Here is a 15,446-nt window from a genome sequence, read left to right as displayed (position 1 = left end):
TCTTCATATTAGCGTCTACCTTTATTTGGGTCGCCGCCGCCAATAACATCAAATACACGTTTTGCTAAGTTTGTATTTTCTTGAACGCCAGCAAATAAGTACTTTCCTGGTCCAAATGCGTATACACCAACATCTTCACCAGTATGACCACCAGTTGTCCAACCTGTGTACGAGCGTGTATTAAAGATCGCTTCAATTGCATTATCAATCTTTGTTACATCTTTTGACGTCGCAGCATCATTCACAGATTTAACTTCTTCAGGTGTTAATTGTAAATCAATATACTTTTTCAATGTTTCTTCAACATTTGCACCTTTCGCGATTTCAGATGCCATAAAATCAGGTGTACGTTTTGCTGCTTTAATTGGCTTTACATCAAAATTGTACACGCCGTTTGCTCCAAGAGAGAGACCACCAGTAGAATGATCAGCAGTTGCTACAACTAGTGTATGCTTATCTTTTTTCGCAAACTCAATTGCTGCTTTAAATGCTCTTTCAAAGTCTTCCATTTCACTCATCGCTGCAACAACGTCATTATCATGACCAGCCCAGTCAATTTGGCTGCCTTCTACCATTAAGAAGAAGCCATTTTTATTTTTATTTAAACGATCAATTGCAGCATTTGTCATATCTTCTAAAGAAGGTGTTTTGTCATTGCGGTCAATCATTTTATCGAAACCGCCTGGCGCAAACAATCCAAGAATTTGGTCATTCTTATCATTTAATAACTGCTGACGATCTGTTACATAGCTATAACCATCTTTTTTAAATTCTTCTGTAAGATTGCGGTCTTTTCTTACAAAGTTATTTACACCGCCGCCAAGAAGAACGTCTACTTTATGCTTACCATTAATTTTTTCATCGAAGTAATCATTTGCAATGGCATCCATATTTTTCCGATTAATATCATGCGCACCGAAAGCTGCTGGTGTTGCATGTGTAATTTCAGAAGTTGCAACTAAACCTGTAGATTTCCCACGTTCTTTTGCCTGTTCTAACACAGTCTTTACGTTTGTTTCATCATTATCGACCGCTATAGCTGCATTGTATGTTTTGATTCCTGCTGACATTGCAGTTGCAGCAGAAGCAGAGTCTGTAATATTTTGATGCTCATCTTCTGGATATGTAACTTGTGTGCCTACCAGATGCTTATCGAATTCTGTTTGCTCCATTTCAAATGTTTTTGGATTATCCTTCATATAACGATGCGCTGTCATATAAGAAGGACCCATTCCATCCCCGATTAGGACAATTACATTTTTAATCTTTGCATTGTCTTCTTTTTCATCTGCTTTAATGACATCTGAACGCGTAACATTCCATGTTACAATTGAAGTAAGTGCTAACGATGAAACAACTGCAAACGGCCATGCTTTCTTCATAAATTTTTTCACCTTATAAGTCCCCCTAAATTCTTAATTCAATCCCCACTACCAAATTTAATAGAAAACTGTTAAGAGAAAATTAGAAATATGTAAACATTTTGTTAATTTAGGGTGAATATTGTTGCAGGCTGTATTTTTTTGTCGTTTTATTTATTGATATATATGATTCTTCCAAATGCAGTATGTTTGTACACACTCTCTCTTTCCTTAACGCACAACAAGACAGAATCTTTAGATTGTTTCGTGATAAAATGTATCTACTAAAAAAAACGAGGGAGTGTAATATATGCAGATAAAAGCACTAAATCAGTCTGATATCCCACAACTTCTATCTCTTTGTGATGCAGTAGGTTGGTTACATGACATTTCGTTTATGAAGGAACAATTTGAAACCTTCTTTTCTATCGGTACTTTGTTTGGCCATGATAACGAAGGTAAACTTATCTCTTGTATCGCTGTTTTTCCATATAAAACAGGATTTACTTCTATTGGTACGCTTATTGTTCATCCAAATTTTCAACGAAGAGGATTAGCACGCTCTTTGCTGGACATTTGCATAAAAAATGCTCCGCCATTACAACCTTTTGTTCTCATTGCAACGGATGCTGGTACGCCGTTATATCATACATATGGATTTAACACAATTACTTCTATTCATCGATTAGAACGAAATAGCACAGAAACAAAAAACAACTCCTTTTCTACTAGTCAAATCACGAGTCAGGATCTTAACACACTCATTCAACTCGATTTCATAGCAAGCGGTGCTCATCGTTCCAAGTTGTATTCAATACTCTTAAACCGAACACACCTTGCATTAAAAATAGAAAAAAATAATAGACTAGAAGCTTTTGCGTTATGTATACGAAAAGGAAATACTTTATGTGTTACTCCCCTTATTGCTCACAATGAAGAATATGCCTTGCATTTATTACTATCCATATGTAATCAATGGAATGGAACTGTTCGTATCGATGTTCCTTATTCACAAAAAAGCTTTAGGGACAAACTGCTATCATTGGAGTTTAAAGAAACGCTGCCTTCTCCTCTCATGATAAAAAACGGGGAGAATCTTCCTGGTAAACGAGATTTCATATTTGCTATGATGGATGCAGCGCTATGCTAGAAAGGGGAAGCCACTTTGAAACGATGGAAGCTCTACATGCTCAGCTGCTTTGTTCTCACAACGTTAACGAGCTGCAGCACAATTGAGAAGCAAACAAAAAAAGCAATACAAATAAAAGAAACAATTGCAACAAAACTAGAGACAAACGAAAAAATGATTGAAATTGATGGACAAACCATTTACTTCAAACAAATTGGTAAAAATAAACCACCTTTACTTATGCTTCATGGCTTTGGAGGCTCATCAAATGGATTTAGTGATATTTATCCAGATTTAGCAAAAAATCATACAATTATTGCTGTCGACATTTTAGGTTTCGGCCGTTCTTCAAAACCGATGGATTTTCGCTATTCCTTCCCAAACCAAGCAAATTTGTATTATAAATTAATGAAAAAGTTAGGATATGATACATTCGCGATATTAGGACACTCTATGGGCGGAGAAATTTCTTTAAATTTAACATACTTATATCCAGATGCTGTAACCCACCTTATTTTAACGGATGCAATAGGGGCAGAAACTTTACAGCACGGGAAAGGATCTCCAAAACCAACATTATCAACTGATTTAAGTACTGTCTCTACTCCGAAAGAATATCGCGAGGAAGAAGTCAAGTATAAACGTGAAGATACAGCACATCATGACGAGTTAGGCAAAATGTGGCCGCGCCGTTTACGCATTAACGCTGATGAAATCAAAGTGCCAACGTTAATTATTTGGGGAAGAAATGATAAAAGCGTTTCCTGGAAAAGCGGCGAAACGTATCATCAATTCTTAAAAAACAGTACATTTCATATTATTGAGGAAGGCGAACATGCACCGTTTCGTCAACAGCCGCAAGAGTTTATGCAGTATGTTGATGAGTTTTTCAAGAAGTATCCTACTAACCCCCACTGATGGAAGTTTCACTTTATAGCAAAATCACCCCAAATTCGTTAAAAGGGGTATCTCATGATGAGATACCCCCTTTTATCCCGCATTAACGGGCAGTAAGACCCCCAAGATAGGTAGGGGATAACTGCCCGTAAAAGCCCGATTGGTTCAACTAACCATCAGTGGGGATGAAGCCCCCCCCACTGATGGAAGTTTCACTTTATACGCTAAGCGGCTTGCTTTTGATAATTGCGTGATTTTTTATTGAAAATTTTTGATAAAATAAGTCCATCTACACCAAATTTGCCAGCATTATAACCTGAAACTAAAATAAACATAGACAAGATTACTAATTGTGGATTCACACCCGTTGACCCACTAAACATATAGGAAAAGTTCATTACAAGACCAAAAAATACAGCTGTTTTCGTTAAACATCCAACAATTAACCCTATTCCAACTAAAATTTCTCCCCATGTAACTAAAAAATTAAATAGCTCTATATTGGGAATTGCTACTTCGTTTAAAAAGGATGCCCACCATGATTGCACTGCAGGATGAGCTCCTGATGCTTGTTCAATTGCTCCTTTTAAATAACCTGTTGCGTCAAATCCGCCACCTGTTAGCTTTTTCATCCCTGCCATAAGCCACGTATAACCAATATAAATACGCACTGCTGCTAGTACATAGGAAACTGCTTTGTTCTCTCTTAAAAACTGAATAACCATATATTCCTCCTGATTTTTGTAATTAAATTAATTACATGAATACAACAACATTCGTAACCGGTTTCGTTTCATTCATTATGAATGCTTTTTATCAATTTTTCAAAATACTTCAAACGTACGTTTTATAACCACTTTTATTTGCAAATAAAAACTTGAACCTATAATAACACAAACGATAATGATTTTCATTACTATTTTCAAAGAAAATTATGTTCTCAATGTCAAATTTTATAAAAAAGCATATTTTTATCTTTTTAGATGAGTAGACTCCTACTTATCGTTATATAGACAGTTCCCCCTCTCCTACCTTTTTTGGTCCCTCTCTATATGCAGTTGAAGGTCTGCCCATTAGAGTAGGAAAATCCCTATATAAAACAAAGTTATACTCACTTATTCATGCAATATTTATTTTAATCTCCTTTCTACTATAATTGAATTTCATGCATTCCTGTTTCCTCTAAAAAGTCTTCCCTCGTTAATGCTTGTCTCATTACATATTGCCTATATGCTGTAATCGTTCCATCATGAGAGACGATCATTATGCGTGGAACTTGTAACGTTTTACACCATTCAATGAAGCTATGAGCAGCCGTGCAAAACTCAAGCTCTGAAATCGTATTGATCCCATTACTCCATAACTTGTCATTGCATTCTTCTGCTAATAGAAATTGCGGGAACAACTGCTGAACGTTCTTTTGGCGTAACATTTTGTCACAAGGCAACGTTCTTGCTCCTTCTCGATACGGAAAAATACGAGGCGAAATATATGGATGAACAGCTTTCATACAAGCAATATGCTCACTCCATAAAGCCGCTGTCTGTAACGTTCGCACCGTTGGACTTACAATCAATACATCACTCTCATGTAGAGGTAAGTTTTCTCGCAGTAATAATGCCTGCTCTCTTCCCTTATTTGTGAGAGATGGATGATTCACCCCTAAACTGTCCGGCAAATTTTTTGTATGCTCTCCTTCTCCATGTCTGACAAAAATAAGTTTCATATCAACATTCCTTTCTATTCCGTATTAGCATAAAGTCCCTTCGCTCATAGAAGCTTCTCCTTCTCTTCGTTACAAAAAAATCCTCCCTTTATAAAAAAGAGAGGATCCACATATATTTAAATTTAAGGGGGAAACAAAGTAATATGACCCTTTCCTTACAGGAGTTCCGCATCTACATAACGAATATCATATGCTATACAAAAATAGAGATAGGTGATTATGATGATTCGCGAAATTACAGAAGCAGATGCAGCTCCTTTTTTGAAACTATGTCAAACTATTGATCAAGAAACAAATTTTATGTTATTTGAGCCTAATGAGCGAAACTTTACGATTGAGAAGCAAAAATCTATGATTCAATCTCTTCTCTCTCCGTATAATTCAACACTTCTAGTAGCGGAGAAAGATGAGCAACTTGTTGGATATATAATCGCTCGCGGCGGAGCAGTAAAGCGAAAGCAACACGCTGCATATTTAGTAATTGGAGTGCTCCAGCAATACGCAGGTCAAGGAATCGGCAAACAATTACTTCGTGAAATTGAACAATGGGCCCGTACACAACAATTACTTCGTCTAGAATTAACAGTCATGTCTCATAATGAAAGGGCCATTGCGTTATATAAAAAGATGGAGTTTGTTATTGAAGGTGAAGCAGTGCATGGTTTAATTGTTGACGGACAACCAAGAAATGAATATTATATGGCAAAGATTTTATAAAAGACTTAGGTGATACGAAATGAATTCTTTTTTTATTGATATATATAAAGCGCAACCAAGTCAATTGTTTCTAAACAACGACAAAATAATGAAATTGCAACAGTTTTGTTCACCACCTGCGTTTGCTTTATATGCACCATTACCCATTAAACAATTAGACGATAAAATTATTTTTACAGATGGTCATACCCGTGCATATTTATATTGGCAAGCGAATATAAAAGAAATCCCTGTGTATTGGGATGACGATCCATTACATTATGACTTATATAAATTATGTGTAGATTGGTGCTTAACAGAAAAGATTTTTCATATTGGTCATTTACAGAATCGGATTTTACCTCATTCACAATATGAAACGCAATGGATAAAACGCTGCATAAATGCCGAAAAATCTATGATAAACTATACACTCTTTTAACATGCGACTCTTCAAACAGAGAACGTATATTTTATTCTTTTACCGATACAACATGCTCCCAATCTCGTTTCTCATAATAATTTGCTGCTTCGTCTATATTTTGAATCCATTTTCTCGCTTGTGAACCGTCTGCATTTGCAATCCACATATCGGCTTGCTTTCGATTAGAGCGTATCCATAGGAGTTGATTTGTGCGTTTTATATAGTACGGATAATAATCTCCGTATCCTTTTGGCGGGGTTGTAATTTGACGTTTCTGTGCATTCGCAACATTGATTTGATATAGTGAAGGCTGCGGACGTTGCTTCGGATTATTGGACCATTCCGTTTCCTTTGCTCTAGAAATTGTAATCAACGTATTACTATTCCAAGTGAAATCCCAATCAACATAACCTTTTGGAGTGAAAGTAGCTTGCTGAAAAGCAGGAAGTTCTTTTAATTTTAAATGTTTATTTTCGACGGTAAAGCGTCCTTCTCCTTCTATGTATGCAAGAATATTTTTTGATGGTGCCCATTGAAACCATTTTGGTTGAATCAACATGTGATCAACCGCTTCAAACTTACTTCCATCCGCTCCAATTATACATAACGTGTTACTATCCATCGACCAAGAAGCAGTTGGTGTTGCTAAAAATGAAATCCATTTTCTATCGGGTGACCATTGAAACAAACTTGCTACAATTGCAAAAAATTGTGGTGATTCTTTTGGTAAGGTGTAAAAATGTTTGATCTTACTTCGGTCTAAATTTGCATCAAGTGGCACTTGAAATAATTCAGCACCCGTCCATCCTGTTGGCAGTAAATGAGACATAGAAGAAACGAGAAATTTCTTTCCATCAGGATACCAGCCATAATCTCCTACACCAACCGATACATTCTCAAAACCTTTTTGCGGGTGTTCTACATCGTATATGTTTAAAACTCCATCAGATTGAAAGGCGATGATGTTTTGCTTTGGTGACCATTGATAGTTTGTTGCATCCGCTAGAAAAGGCGCTACCTTTTTTCCATCTGAAATTCGATATAATTCAAGCCGGTTTGCTTCTTTTCCTTTTGCATAAGCAAGCCACATTCCATCATATGACCACTTTGGATTCACAATACGTTCTCCTTTTGTTATCTGCTTTTCTTTCCCATCTATTTTTATCCAGAGATTATGGTTACGAATAAAAGCAACTTGTATTAGTACATTTTCCGCATAACTACTTGAAACTGCACTAAAGAAAAAACAAATAAATATGAACAACTTAAACATGTGAACACCTCACTTTACAAGCTTTGCAATTCCCTGCATTCCTTTTATGAACAATAGCATGCTAACTCCCCACGATAGGCCGGCAATCCCAATATAAAGCGAATTATTTTCCGACTCAAATCCCTCTCCAACAGACGGTTCTTGTAAAATATGTACCCAAGCTGCAATCCCAAAACTTAGAAATATAAGATGACTAAAAAACCAGCCATATACACCACATTCTGTTTTCCACCATAACAGTGCAGCAATAACAAAAGACACCATTAAAAAGATTGTTGCCCCATGTATTAATAATGGTAATACCCCTTGCTCCATTTCCATGAACTTTATCCCCCTGCCTTTCATTTTCTTATAGCATTTCGTTACTTAAGCGAAGAGTATACAAAGTTTGCAAAAATAAAGTGAAACTTCCATCAGTGGGGGTTTTTTTCATCCCCCACTGATGGTTAGTTGAACCAATCGGAATTTTACGGGCAGTTATCCCCCACCTAGCTTCTTCGATTTTCCCTGAATCTTGAGGTGGGGGGCTTACTGCCCGTTAATGCGGGATAAAAAGAAGGCACCCTCTATACCTTCTTTCTTAGCTTTTCACTTTCTGCAATTCAAAGTGCGCTTCTAAAATGCTTGCCAGTTTTGATAGAGTTTTTTCATAACCGCTTGATTCGTTTACATCGGTAAGTTCATATATTCTTGTTGTTTCATTGTTTTAAACAAACAATCTAGGAAGTTATACGATAGAAACGATTTCCTTTTTGTCGATAATGCAAACAGATTACATTTGATTTCTTTCCGTTATCTTAAGAGAATGGTAAACAATTTTTTGTTTACCAGTAGGGTGGTACCGCAATTTTTATCATCCCTATCGTATTTTCCGATAGGAATTTTTTTATTTGCAGCAAAAACAAATATTAAATAATTCGGAATTTTATGATAAAATTTTAGAAGCGTTTACATTATTTTGGAAGGAGCGATGCCCATAAAAAACGGAACATAGCATTTTTTACATAAAGGGGGATATATCTATATGACAAAAACAGCAGAAATTCCATCGCACTTAAAACCTTATGTATCAAAGCAGCATTACGACCACTACACACCAATTGATCACGCTGTATGGCGCTACATTATGAGACAAAATCATAACTTTTTAAAAGACGTTGCACATCCAGCGTATGTAAACGGATTGCAGTCTTCCGGTATTAATATAGATGCCATTCCAAAAGTAGAAGAAATGAACGATTGTTTAGCACCGAGCGGTTGGGGGGCTGTTACAATTGACGGATTAATTCCTGGCGTAGCATTCTTTGATTTCCAAGGACATGGTCTCCTGCCAATTGCGACAGATATTCGTAAAGTAGAAAACATTGAATATACACCAGCTCCTGACATTGTTCACGAAGCAGCTGGACACGCACCAATTCTACTCGATCCTACATATGCAAAATATGTAAAATTGTTCGGACAGATTGGAGCAAAAGCTTTCTCTACAAAAGAAGAACACGACTTATTTGAAGCGGTTCGTCAATTAACGATTGTAAAAGAAAGCCGCACATCTACTCCAGAAGAAATTACTGTTGCGGAAAAAGAAGTGGAAGAAAAACAAAAACATGTTTCTGGCCTATCAGAAGCAGAACAAATTTCCCGTCTTTTCTGGTGGACAGTGGAATACGGATTGATTGGTGATATACAAAATCCAAAAATTTATGGTGCTGGACTTCTTTCCTCTGTTGGTGAAAGCAAACATTGTTTAACTGACGCTGTCAAAAAAGTACCGTTCTCTATTGAATCATGTATTCAAACAAGCTACGATGTAACAAAAATGCAGCCACAGCTTTTTGTATGCGGCTCTTTCGAAGAACTGATTGAAGCACTTGAAAAATTCTCAGAAACAATGGCATTCAAATCAGGCGGTACAAAAGGTTTAGATAAAGCTCTTCGTTCTGAAAATACAGCGACAGTTGCTTTAAACAGCGGATTACAAATTACAGGAACACTAGTTGAAGTAGTAAAAAATGAAAGCGGCGAAGCTATTTATATAAAAACAGGTAGCCCAACTGCATTAGCTATCAATCATACACAATTGCCAAATCATTCTACAGCTGTGCACCAAGATGGGTTTGGTACGCCAATTGGATTATTACAAAATGATATCGCATTAGAATCTTGCACAGATGAAGAATTAAACACATTAGGAATCTCTGTTGGTAACAAAACTGAACTTACCTTTACAAGTGGTGTACATGTGATAGGAACAGTAACTGATATTATTAGAAATAAGGAAAAAGTCGCTGTCATTTCATTTACAAATTGTACAGTCACGTTAAAAAATCGCTTATTATTTGATGCAGCGTGGGGGACATTTGATATGGCAGTTGGTTCAGCAATTCCTTCTGTTTTCCCTGGTGCAGCAGATCCAGCAGCATTCTTTCCAGTAGCAGAAGAAGACGAAGTAATACCTACACCGCGCACACGAACAGAGCTTGAAAAAATGTACGAAACTGTTCGTGATATTCGCAACGAAGGTTCATTACACGAACAGAATATAGAACAGCTTGTAGCAATCCATCACGTATTAGATAAGTTTTATGAAAAGGAATGGCTACTACGCCTTGAGATTTTAGAGTTATTACTAGAACATAAAGTGGAGATTCCAGAACGTGCAGCATTGTTACAACAACTTTCTTCCTTTAAAAATAATGAAGAGGTTCAGCGTCTAATCAATAACGGACTTGCCTTACTACCAATAAAGGATGTGAAAAACAATGCAGCGACTAACTAATGAAGAAGTACAAGAAGAGTTAATGAAGTTGGATAAATGGACAATAAAAGACGAAAAATGGATTGAACGAAAATACATGTTCTCCGACTACTTAAAAGGTGTCGAATTTGTTTCTGAAGCGGCCAAACTATCAGAAGAACGCAATCACCATCCATTCATCCTTATCCAGTATAAAGCTGTTATTATTACGTTGTCATCATGGAATGCAAAAGGTTTGACAAAACTTGATTTTGAAATGGCAAAACAGTTTGATGAGATGTTTTTGCAAAATGAAAAAGCAATTGTACGATAAGAGGATGTAGAAAAGGAAGCCCAATTCAGGCTTCCTTTTCTCTATTTCATAATAAATGGAATATGATGACCACAGTTCACTGTACAAATTTCTATATTAAGGTAAAATCAAAAACTCATACTATTATTCTAGTTCAAATTAGTCTTTTTTCAATACTGTCGCTTTTAAGAAACGATCTAAAACTCCTTCTGCTTTCACAACAAATAAGTAAAGGCCCATCGCTAATAATGCAAGCTCCATTTCATATCCAGGATTTTTTCCATCTCCTAATAAACCAGCTGACCATTTCACTTTTACAATTGCTCCAACTAAAATAAGTGCAAATAATAATCCTACATATCTTACACCTAAACCGATAATTAAACAAATGCCACCAACTAATTCTACTGTCGCAACGCCATATGCAAGACCACCTGGTAAACCAATACTTGTAAACCAACCTGCGATGTTATCGATTCCTGCTTGGAACTTTGCTAAACCATGAGCAAAAAACGTAACTCCTAATACAATTCGAATAATTAAATTACCAATATATTGATTCATTGTTATTTCCCCTTTATTGTTTTGTTATATAAAACTTTTATTCACAATACAAAACATACAGTAATTTTTTTTGTTCGTCAATTGATTTTTATTGAGAAAAAATAAAAAAGATTTGCTATGATACAAATATCTGTTTAGAAAAAGGAGAGCGGGCATTATGAATATCGGTTCGACAATACGTGAAATTCGGCAGCGCAGAGGCATTACAATTGCGCAAATTTGTGAAGGAACAGGGCTTTCTAAAGGATTTATGAGCCAAGTGGAGAACAATAAAACCTCTCCATCTATTTCTACTCTAGAAACAATCGCTCATTTTTTAAATGTTCCTCTTCCTTATTTATTGTTAGAGCAAAAAGATCGGATGAAAATTGTAAAAAAAGAAGAACGGAAATATAGTATTTACGGAAAAGATCAACAAAAAATTGAACATGTGGCTGAGCAAGGCGGACTGCGTTTATCATTAGTAGAAATTCCTCCTGGTTTTCCAAAAGAAAACACACCGAATGCTCATGAAGGAGAAGAATGTCATCTTGTCTTGCGCGGAAAATTAGAAGTTCAACACGGAGAGGATATTGCAATTGTAGAAGAAGGAGATTCGTTTTCTTGGAGCGCTTGCGTACCGCATATCGTTCGTAATATTAGTGATGAACCAGCATTGCTGCTTATTTCAAGTCATGCCGAAAATCAAAAACGCGTTTATTGAAACATTGTGAACAAATTTGTTTGCAGTGCTTTCTTTATAAAGTGAAACTTCCATCAGTGGGGGTTTTTTTCATCCCTCACCTATCTTCTTCGATTTTCTCTGTATCTTGAGGTGAGGGTCTTACTGCCCGTTAATGCGGGATAAAATAAACATATTTCTCTCTTCTATGTTCTTGTATAATATTCTTTATAAGGATAAATTTGGATTTTAAAGATAGGAGAATACAGAATATGTACTATTTTATATCCCTCACTTCGTTCGTACTTCTTGTCATTACACTGCAACTACAAAACCCTGTACTTGTTGCTATATGGATAGGATTTGCACTTGTTTTACTATGGAAAAAAGCATATCAATCATTTGCAGTAACAAGTATATTATTTGCCCTTGGTTTTGCTCTATACTTATCCGCAATGCATACCATTTCATTTCCCTCTAAAGAAACAACAATCTTAATAAGGCGTCTTTGTCTACTGCTTGTCTTCATTCCATTTATCATTGCTTCACGTCGATATAAACAGACATTCATTTCATATTGGCAAAAACCAAAATGGAAAAATACACTTTACGCTCCGTTTATATGGAGAGGTCCTCAAGAAATCACAATACAACTCTTTCTCATCATTGCTATCAGCATCAATATTATTGTTTTTATACCATTTCTATTTTTAAAAGGACTAACCTATATCCAACATGTTTTTCTGTTTGCTATTTTATTTTCTATCATAAATGCGGTTTTAGAAGAATGGATTTGGAGAGGGATTTTACTTACAAATTTCACAAAACAAGTAGGAGAAAAATGGGCTGTTGTCCTAACCAGTGTCGGATTCGGCTTACAACATTATTCTCTAGGTTTTCCTTGGATTGTTTGTATTAGCTTTAGTATTGGTGGATTTTTTTATGGAGGAATTACCGTAAAAGCTAATAGTATCCTCCCAGCTGTTATATGGCACACTGCTCTGAATCTATTAATGGTATGCAGCGGGATGATTTTATAACTATCCTTTATATACTAAAATAAAAAGAGCAGGTTATTAGTTTCCTATCCCTGCTCTTCTCATTGAATAAACGAGAACATCCATATTATGAAATAACACCGTCTTCTCATAAGCCATACCTGTTTTTCTTGCTACAAAAATAGAAGCTGGGTGATCGGGATTAATAAGAGAAATGAGTTTTTCAAGCTTAAGTACTTGAAAGCCGTAATCACGAAAAGCAGCTGCGGCTTCTTTCGCATATCCGTTTCCCCAATACTTTGGAAGCAGCCAATATCCAATTTCAATTTCTTCTTTTCCATCAACACGCTGACGAACAAGTCCTGCATGACCGATTGGTTCTCCCGTCTCTCTATGTAACATCATGAATAAACCGAGTCCACGCTCATATCCTGGAAGAACCCAGCTTTCAAGACTTTTTTTGCATTGTTCATACGTTTTAGGAGTTCCTTTCCCAATGTAGCGAATCACTTGTTCGTTTGCCCATAAAGAAGCATAAAAATCTAAATCATCGATTTTATATTTCCGAAATTGTAAACGTTCTGTGTGAAACATAGTCTCTCCCCCTTATGTAAATTATGAAAACTCCCGCCACTTATCTCCTCCGGATCTTGAAATGGGGGTTTCTCGTGTATCACCTTCAAGAGATGCTTAACACGAGTGGAGTTGACACAGCTGCCTGATGGCACAACCCCTCTATTCCATCGGCAAGCGCCTTTGGAACTGCCTTTTTTAAGATGTTATAGGAACCATTCACATCTGCGTTCAGTAGTTTATTCTCTTTCGTACGATACAAACCACGTTTGATCCGTTTCCCACTGAACTCAGGAATATCTTCCCCACCGTAAGTTGGGATTACATCATTGTCTAGAAAGGATGCCTTGCTTGTATACGATTCTTCCACGACTTGTACAATAATACCTTTTCGTTTTGCTTTATAGATGATCATTTCAATGAGTAAATTATGTAGGATATGGCAAAAGGATTGATTCTGTCGATTTCCCATCTCACTGTTTTGTTTCCATGATGTATTTTTCCCAATCACAATCATAGAGATCTCATGTTGAACTGCGAAATGAACAATGTGGTAACTGATTTTGTGAAAGAAATCTTTTATCTTGAGAAACCGTTTCTCATGAAGCCTCTCTAAGCGGTTTGATGTGTGTGGTCCTTCTTTTGGTTCTTTTCCATGACGAAGAATCCCCAGTAAATGAGCCTTTTGTTTGTTGTAGTATTGATTGATACTTTTGATGACACTGCCCTTTACTAACACAGGAGTAGCCCCTGTATTCGTTGTGATAATCGCTATATGAGTATTGATCCCTAAATCAATACTCATATAGCGATTATTATCGACATGCTCAGGTGCTGTCTCAGATTGTTCTGTCACAATTTCAACTTTAAACTTCCCGTAAGCAGGAGAAACGCGTACTTCTTTGAGATTACTAATTTGTCCAAACAATTTACCAATATTTAATTTTATGCTTGTTTTTGGAAAACGAATGTATTTAACTTGGAGTTTACATACTTGATTCGTGAATACAACTTCTCTCATAAATGATTTGATATATTTTGGAATGCGAGGTCTGCCAGTAAAAGTGAAAGGATGTTTTTTGTATTTTTCATGGAATCAAAAAATGAATCCCAGTTTTGGTAAAGCTTTCTCATAACTGCTCGATTTACTTGTGATGGTAGGTTTATATAGTCTTGGTGCTTCATTGCTTTAAACAAACAATCTAGAAAGTTATAGGATAGGAATGATTTCTCTTTTGTCGGTAACGTAAACAGATTACACTTGATTTCTTTCCGTTCTTCTACCGGCTTTTCTTTTTGTTTTTGTACACGTTTTTGATACGCGCGAAGTTGATTTTCATTCATGATTTCAATATATGCTTGTAATGTATGAAGAACTTCTTGTTGAAGCGGCTGTAATGGTTTCTCAGTACGTAAGGCCGTATATACTTGGCGAATATAGAAGTTTGTTGTATTGTAGAGGTTTTTGGCATTTTGACACATTTCTAGGAGGTAAGAGTATAGCTTATGACCTTTCTTGATCCAAATTTGATAGGTTGCATATTCTCTTTCTTTCCTTTATGATACTACAAAACACCAAAAAAGAACATATATTCGCCATACTACAAAAATATTTTTACAAATGCTCTGGCAATTCATCTCCACCTTAAACTGGGCTATGCCCTGCACGTTTTGAAGATGGAGTTTTCTTGCCAATTTTTCGATAAAAAAAAACGTTACTTAAAAGTATGTACTCTTTAAGTAACGTTTCTATCTATAGTACCTGCTCATTTTCGTTCTCCTCTAACTTGTCACGCAGTTCTCTTGCACGGTAGAAAAAATAAAATGAACCGCCTAAAAAAGCAGCGATAACACCCATCATGGCAAACATTTGCACCATTTCTTTTTGTCCATTTGGGAGTAATAAACCGAGCATTAAAAATGCACTTAGCGCTAACATGACTTGACCGAAACGAATATAATCAGCAATTTTTTGCTGTAATTCTTTCATTCTTCAATCACTCCTCCTTTTCACTGTATCATATTTTCATCGTTTCGTAGGCAAGTAAATACAGCCAATGAGGGAGAAGTTTTCCATGAAGTGAAACTTCCATC

The 15,446-nt window shown here is 36.2% G+C and carries 16 protein-coding genes and 1 pseudogene; 8 read left to right on the top strand and 9 right to left on the bottom strand.

The window, feature by feature from the left end:
* Positions 1-8: 8 nt before the first annotated feature.
* Positions 9-1,394, bottom strand: coding sequence for an alkaline phosphatase (locus LRP84_RS09355; RefSeq protein ID WP_230574835.1), 1,386 nt, complete (start codon positions 1,392-1,394; stop codon positions 9-11).
* Positions 1,395-1,671: 277 nt separating this feature from the next.
* Between LRP84_RS09355 and LRP84_RS09350 the strand changes: the two genes are divergently transcribed.
* Entirely contained in the window at positions 1,672-2,511 is an 840-nt protein-coding gene (locus LRP84_RS09350) for a GNAT family N-acetyltransferase (protein ID WP_230574834.1), read from the top strand.
* Positions 2,512-2,526: 15 nt separating this feature from the next.
* Positions 2,527-3,408 (top strand): alpha/beta fold hydrolase, encoded by an 882-nt coding sequence (locus LRP84_RS09345; RefSeq protein WP_230574833.1) that lies wholly within the window; start codon positions 2,527-2,529, stop codon positions 3,406-3,408.
* A gap of 203 nt (positions 3,409-3,611) precedes the next feature.
* On the opposite strand, the gene LRP84_RS09340 is transcribed toward LRP84_RS09345, so the two are convergent.
* Positions 3,612-4,112, bottom strand: coding sequence for a DoxX family protein (locus LRP84_RS09340; protein ID WP_230574832.1), 501 nt, complete (start codon positions 4,110-4,112; stop codon positions 3,612-3,614).
* A 425-nt stretch (positions 4,113-4,537) separates the two neighbouring features.
* Positions 4,538-5,113, bottom strand: coding sequence for a histidine phosphatase family protein (locus tag LRP84_RS09335; RefSeq protein WP_230574831.1), 576 nt, complete (start codon positions 5,111-5,113; stop codon positions 4,538-4,540).
* Positions 5,114-5,335: 222 nt separating this feature from the next.
* On the opposite strand from LRP84_RS09335, the gene LRP84_RS09330 reads away from it, so the two are divergent.
* Both LRP84_RS09330 and LRP84_RS09325 read left to right on the top strand, forming a co-directional pair.
* On the top strand, positions 5,336-5,830 hold the full coding sequence (locus LRP84_RS09330; protein ID WP_230574830.1) for a GNAT family N-acetyltransferase: 495 nt from the start codon (positions 5,336-5,338) through the stop codon (positions 5,828-5,830).
* 19 nt (positions 5,831-5,849) lie between these two features.
* A complete protein-coding gene (locus LRP84_RS09325) occupies positions 5,850-6,251 on the top strand; it encodes a hypothetical protein (protein WP_230574829.1) in 402 nt (133 codons plus the stop codon).
* Positions 6,252-6,282: 31 nt separating this feature from the next.
* On the opposite strand, the gene LRP84_RS09320 is transcribed toward LRP84_RS09325, so the two are convergent.
* Together LRP84_RS09320 and LRP84_RS09315 are read right to left on the bottom strand one after the other, a co-directional pair.
* Positions 6,283-7,506, bottom strand: coding sequence for a TolB family protein (locus tag LRP84_RS09320; RefSeq protein ID WP_230574828.1), 1,224 nt, complete (start codon positions 7,504-7,506; stop codon positions 6,283-6,285).
* 9 nt (positions 7,507-7,515) lie between these two features.
* On the bottom strand, positions 7,516-7,827 hold the full coding sequence (locus tag LRP84_RS09315; protein WP_230574827.1) for a hypothetical protein: 312 nt from the start codon (positions 7,825-7,827) through the stop codon (positions 7,516-7,518).
* A gap of 703 nt (positions 7,828-8,530) precedes the next feature.
* Here LRP84_RS09315 and LRP84_RS09310 point away from each other — a divergent pair.
* Together LRP84_RS09310 and LRP84_RS09305 are read left to right on the top strand one after the other, a co-directional pair.
* Positions 8,531-10,285, top strand: coding sequence for an aromatic amino acid hydroxylase (locus LRP84_RS09310; RefSeq protein WP_230574826.1), 1,755 nt, complete (start codon positions 8,531-8,533; stop codon positions 10,283-10,285).
* Positions 10,269-10,577, top strand: a complete 309-nt coding sequence (locus tag LRP84_RS09305) for a 4a-hydroxytetrahydrobiopterin dehydratase (protein ID WP_230574825.1) — start codon at positions 10,269-10,271, stop codon at positions 10,575-10,577. Before LRP84_RS09310 ends, LRP84_RS09305 begins: the two co-directional genes overlap by 17 nt.
* Before the next feature lie 138 nt (positions 10,578-10,715).
* On the opposite strand, the gene LRP84_RS09300 is transcribed toward LRP84_RS09305, so the two are convergent.
* The gene (locus LRP84_RS09300; protein ID WP_230574824.1) at positions 10,716-11,120 is read right to left on the bottom strand and encodes a DoxX family protein; all 405 of its coding nucleotides are present in this window, start codon (positions 11,118-11,120) and stop codon (positions 10,716-10,718) included.
* A gap of 157 nt (positions 11,121-11,277) precedes the next feature.
* On the opposite strand from LRP84_RS09300, the gene LRP84_RS09295 reads away from it, so the two are divergent.
* Both LRP84_RS09295 and LRP84_RS09290 read left to right on the top strand, forming a co-directional pair.
* Positions 11,278-11,823, top strand: a complete 546-nt coding sequence (locus tag LRP84_RS09295; RefSeq protein WP_230574823.1) for a helix-turn-helix domain-containing protein — start codon at positions 11,278-11,280, stop codon at positions 11,821-11,823.
* A gap of 230 nt (positions 11,824-12,053) precedes the next feature.
* The gene (locus LRP84_RS09290) at positions 12,054-12,821 is read left to right on the top strand and encodes a CPBP family intramembrane glutamic endopeptidase (protein WP_230574822.1); all 768 of its coding nucleotides are present in this window, start codon (positions 12,054-12,056) and stop codon (positions 12,819-12,821) included.
* 36 nt (positions 12,822-12,857) lie between these two features.
* Here the strand turns inward: LRP84_RS09290 and LRP84_RS09285 are convergent, their stop codons facing one another.
* The 3 genes and pseudogenes from LRP84_RS09285 to LRP84_RS09275 form a co-directional block, all read right to left on the bottom strand.
* Complete coding sequence (locus tag LRP84_RS09285; RefSeq protein WP_230574821.1) at positions 12,858-13,373, bottom strand: GNAT family N-acetyltransferase; 516 nt, start codon at positions 13,371-13,373, stop codon at positions 12,858-12,860.
* 85 nt (positions 13,374-13,458) lie between these two features.
* A pseudogene (locus tag LRP84_RS09280) lies at positions 13,459-14,879 on the bottom strand (RNA-guided endonuclease InsQ/TnpB family protein).
* Positions 14,880-15,105: 226 nt separating this feature from the next.
* Positions 15,106-15,342, bottom strand: coding sequence for a YrhC family protein (locus LRP84_RS09275; protein ID WP_098307933.1), 237 nt, complete (start codon positions 15,340-15,342; stop codon positions 15,106-15,108).
* Positions 15,343-15,446: the final 104 nt, after the last annotated feature.

The organism is Bacillus rhizoplanae, assembly GCF_917563915.1.
GTDB classification, from domain to species: Bacteria; Bacillota; Bacilli; order Bacillales; family Bacillaceae_G; genus Bacillus_A; species Bacillus_A rhizoplanae.
Note: the sequence above shows the minus strand (reverse complement) of the source record. Positions and strands in the feature narration are given on the sequence as shown.

Bases quoted from the DNA above. Each gene is read 5' to 3' on its own strand.
- LRP84_RS09350 (WP_230574834.1), top strand. From the start codon at position 1,672: ATGCAGATAAAAGCACTAAATCAGTCTGATATCCCACAACTTCTATCT.
- LRP84_RS09340 (WP_230574832.1), bottom strand. From the start codon at position 4,112: ATGGTTATTCAGTTTTTAAGAGAGAACAAAGCAGTTTCCTATGTACTA.
- LRP84_RS09335 (WP_230574831.1), bottom strand. From the start codon at position 5,113: ATGAAACTTATTTTTGTCAGACATGGAGAAGGAGAGCATACAAAAAAT.
- LRP84_RS09330 (WP_230574830.1), top strand. From the start codon at position 5,336: ATGATTCGCGAAATTACAGAAGCAGATGCAGCTCCTTTTTTGAAACTA.
- LRP84_RS09325 (WP_230574829.1), top strand. From the start codon at position 5,850: ATGAATTCTTTTTTTATTGATATATATAAAGCGCAACCAAGTCAATTG.
- LRP84_RS09320 (WP_230574828.1), bottom strand. From the start codon at position 7,506: ATGTTTAAGTTGTTCATATTTATTTGTTTTTTCTTTAGTGCAGTTTCA.
- LRP84_RS09315 (WP_230574827.1), bottom strand. From the start codon at position 7,827: ATGGAAATGGAGCAAGGGGTATTACCATTATTAATACATGGGGCAACA.
- LRP84_RS09310 (WP_230574826.1), top strand. From the start codon at position 8,531: ATGACAAAAACAGCAGAAATTCCATCGCACTTAAAACCTTATGTATCA.
- LRP84_RS09305 (WP_230574825.1), top strand. From the start codon at position 10,269: ATGCAGCGACTAACTAATGAAGAAGTACAAGAAGAGTTAATGAAGTTG.
- LRP84_RS09300 (WP_230574824.1), bottom strand. From the start codon at position 11,120: ATGAATCAATATATTGGTAATTTAATTATTCGAATTGTATTAGGAGTT.
- LRP84_RS09295 (WP_230574823.1), top strand. From the start codon at position 11,278: ATGAATATCGGTTCGACAATACGTGAAATTCGGCAGCGCAGAGGCATT.
- LRP84_RS09290 (WP_230574822.1), top strand. From the start codon at position 12,054: ATGTACTATTTTATATCCCTCACTTCGTTCGTACTTCTTGTCATTACA.
- LRP84_RS09285 (WP_230574821.1), bottom strand. From the start codon at position 13,373: ATGTTTCACACAGAACGTTTACAATTTCGGAAATATAAAATCGATGAT.
- LRP84_RS09275 (WP_098307933.1), bottom strand. From the start codon at position 15,342: ATGAAAGAATTACAGCAAAAAATTGCTGATTATATTCGTTTCGGTCAA.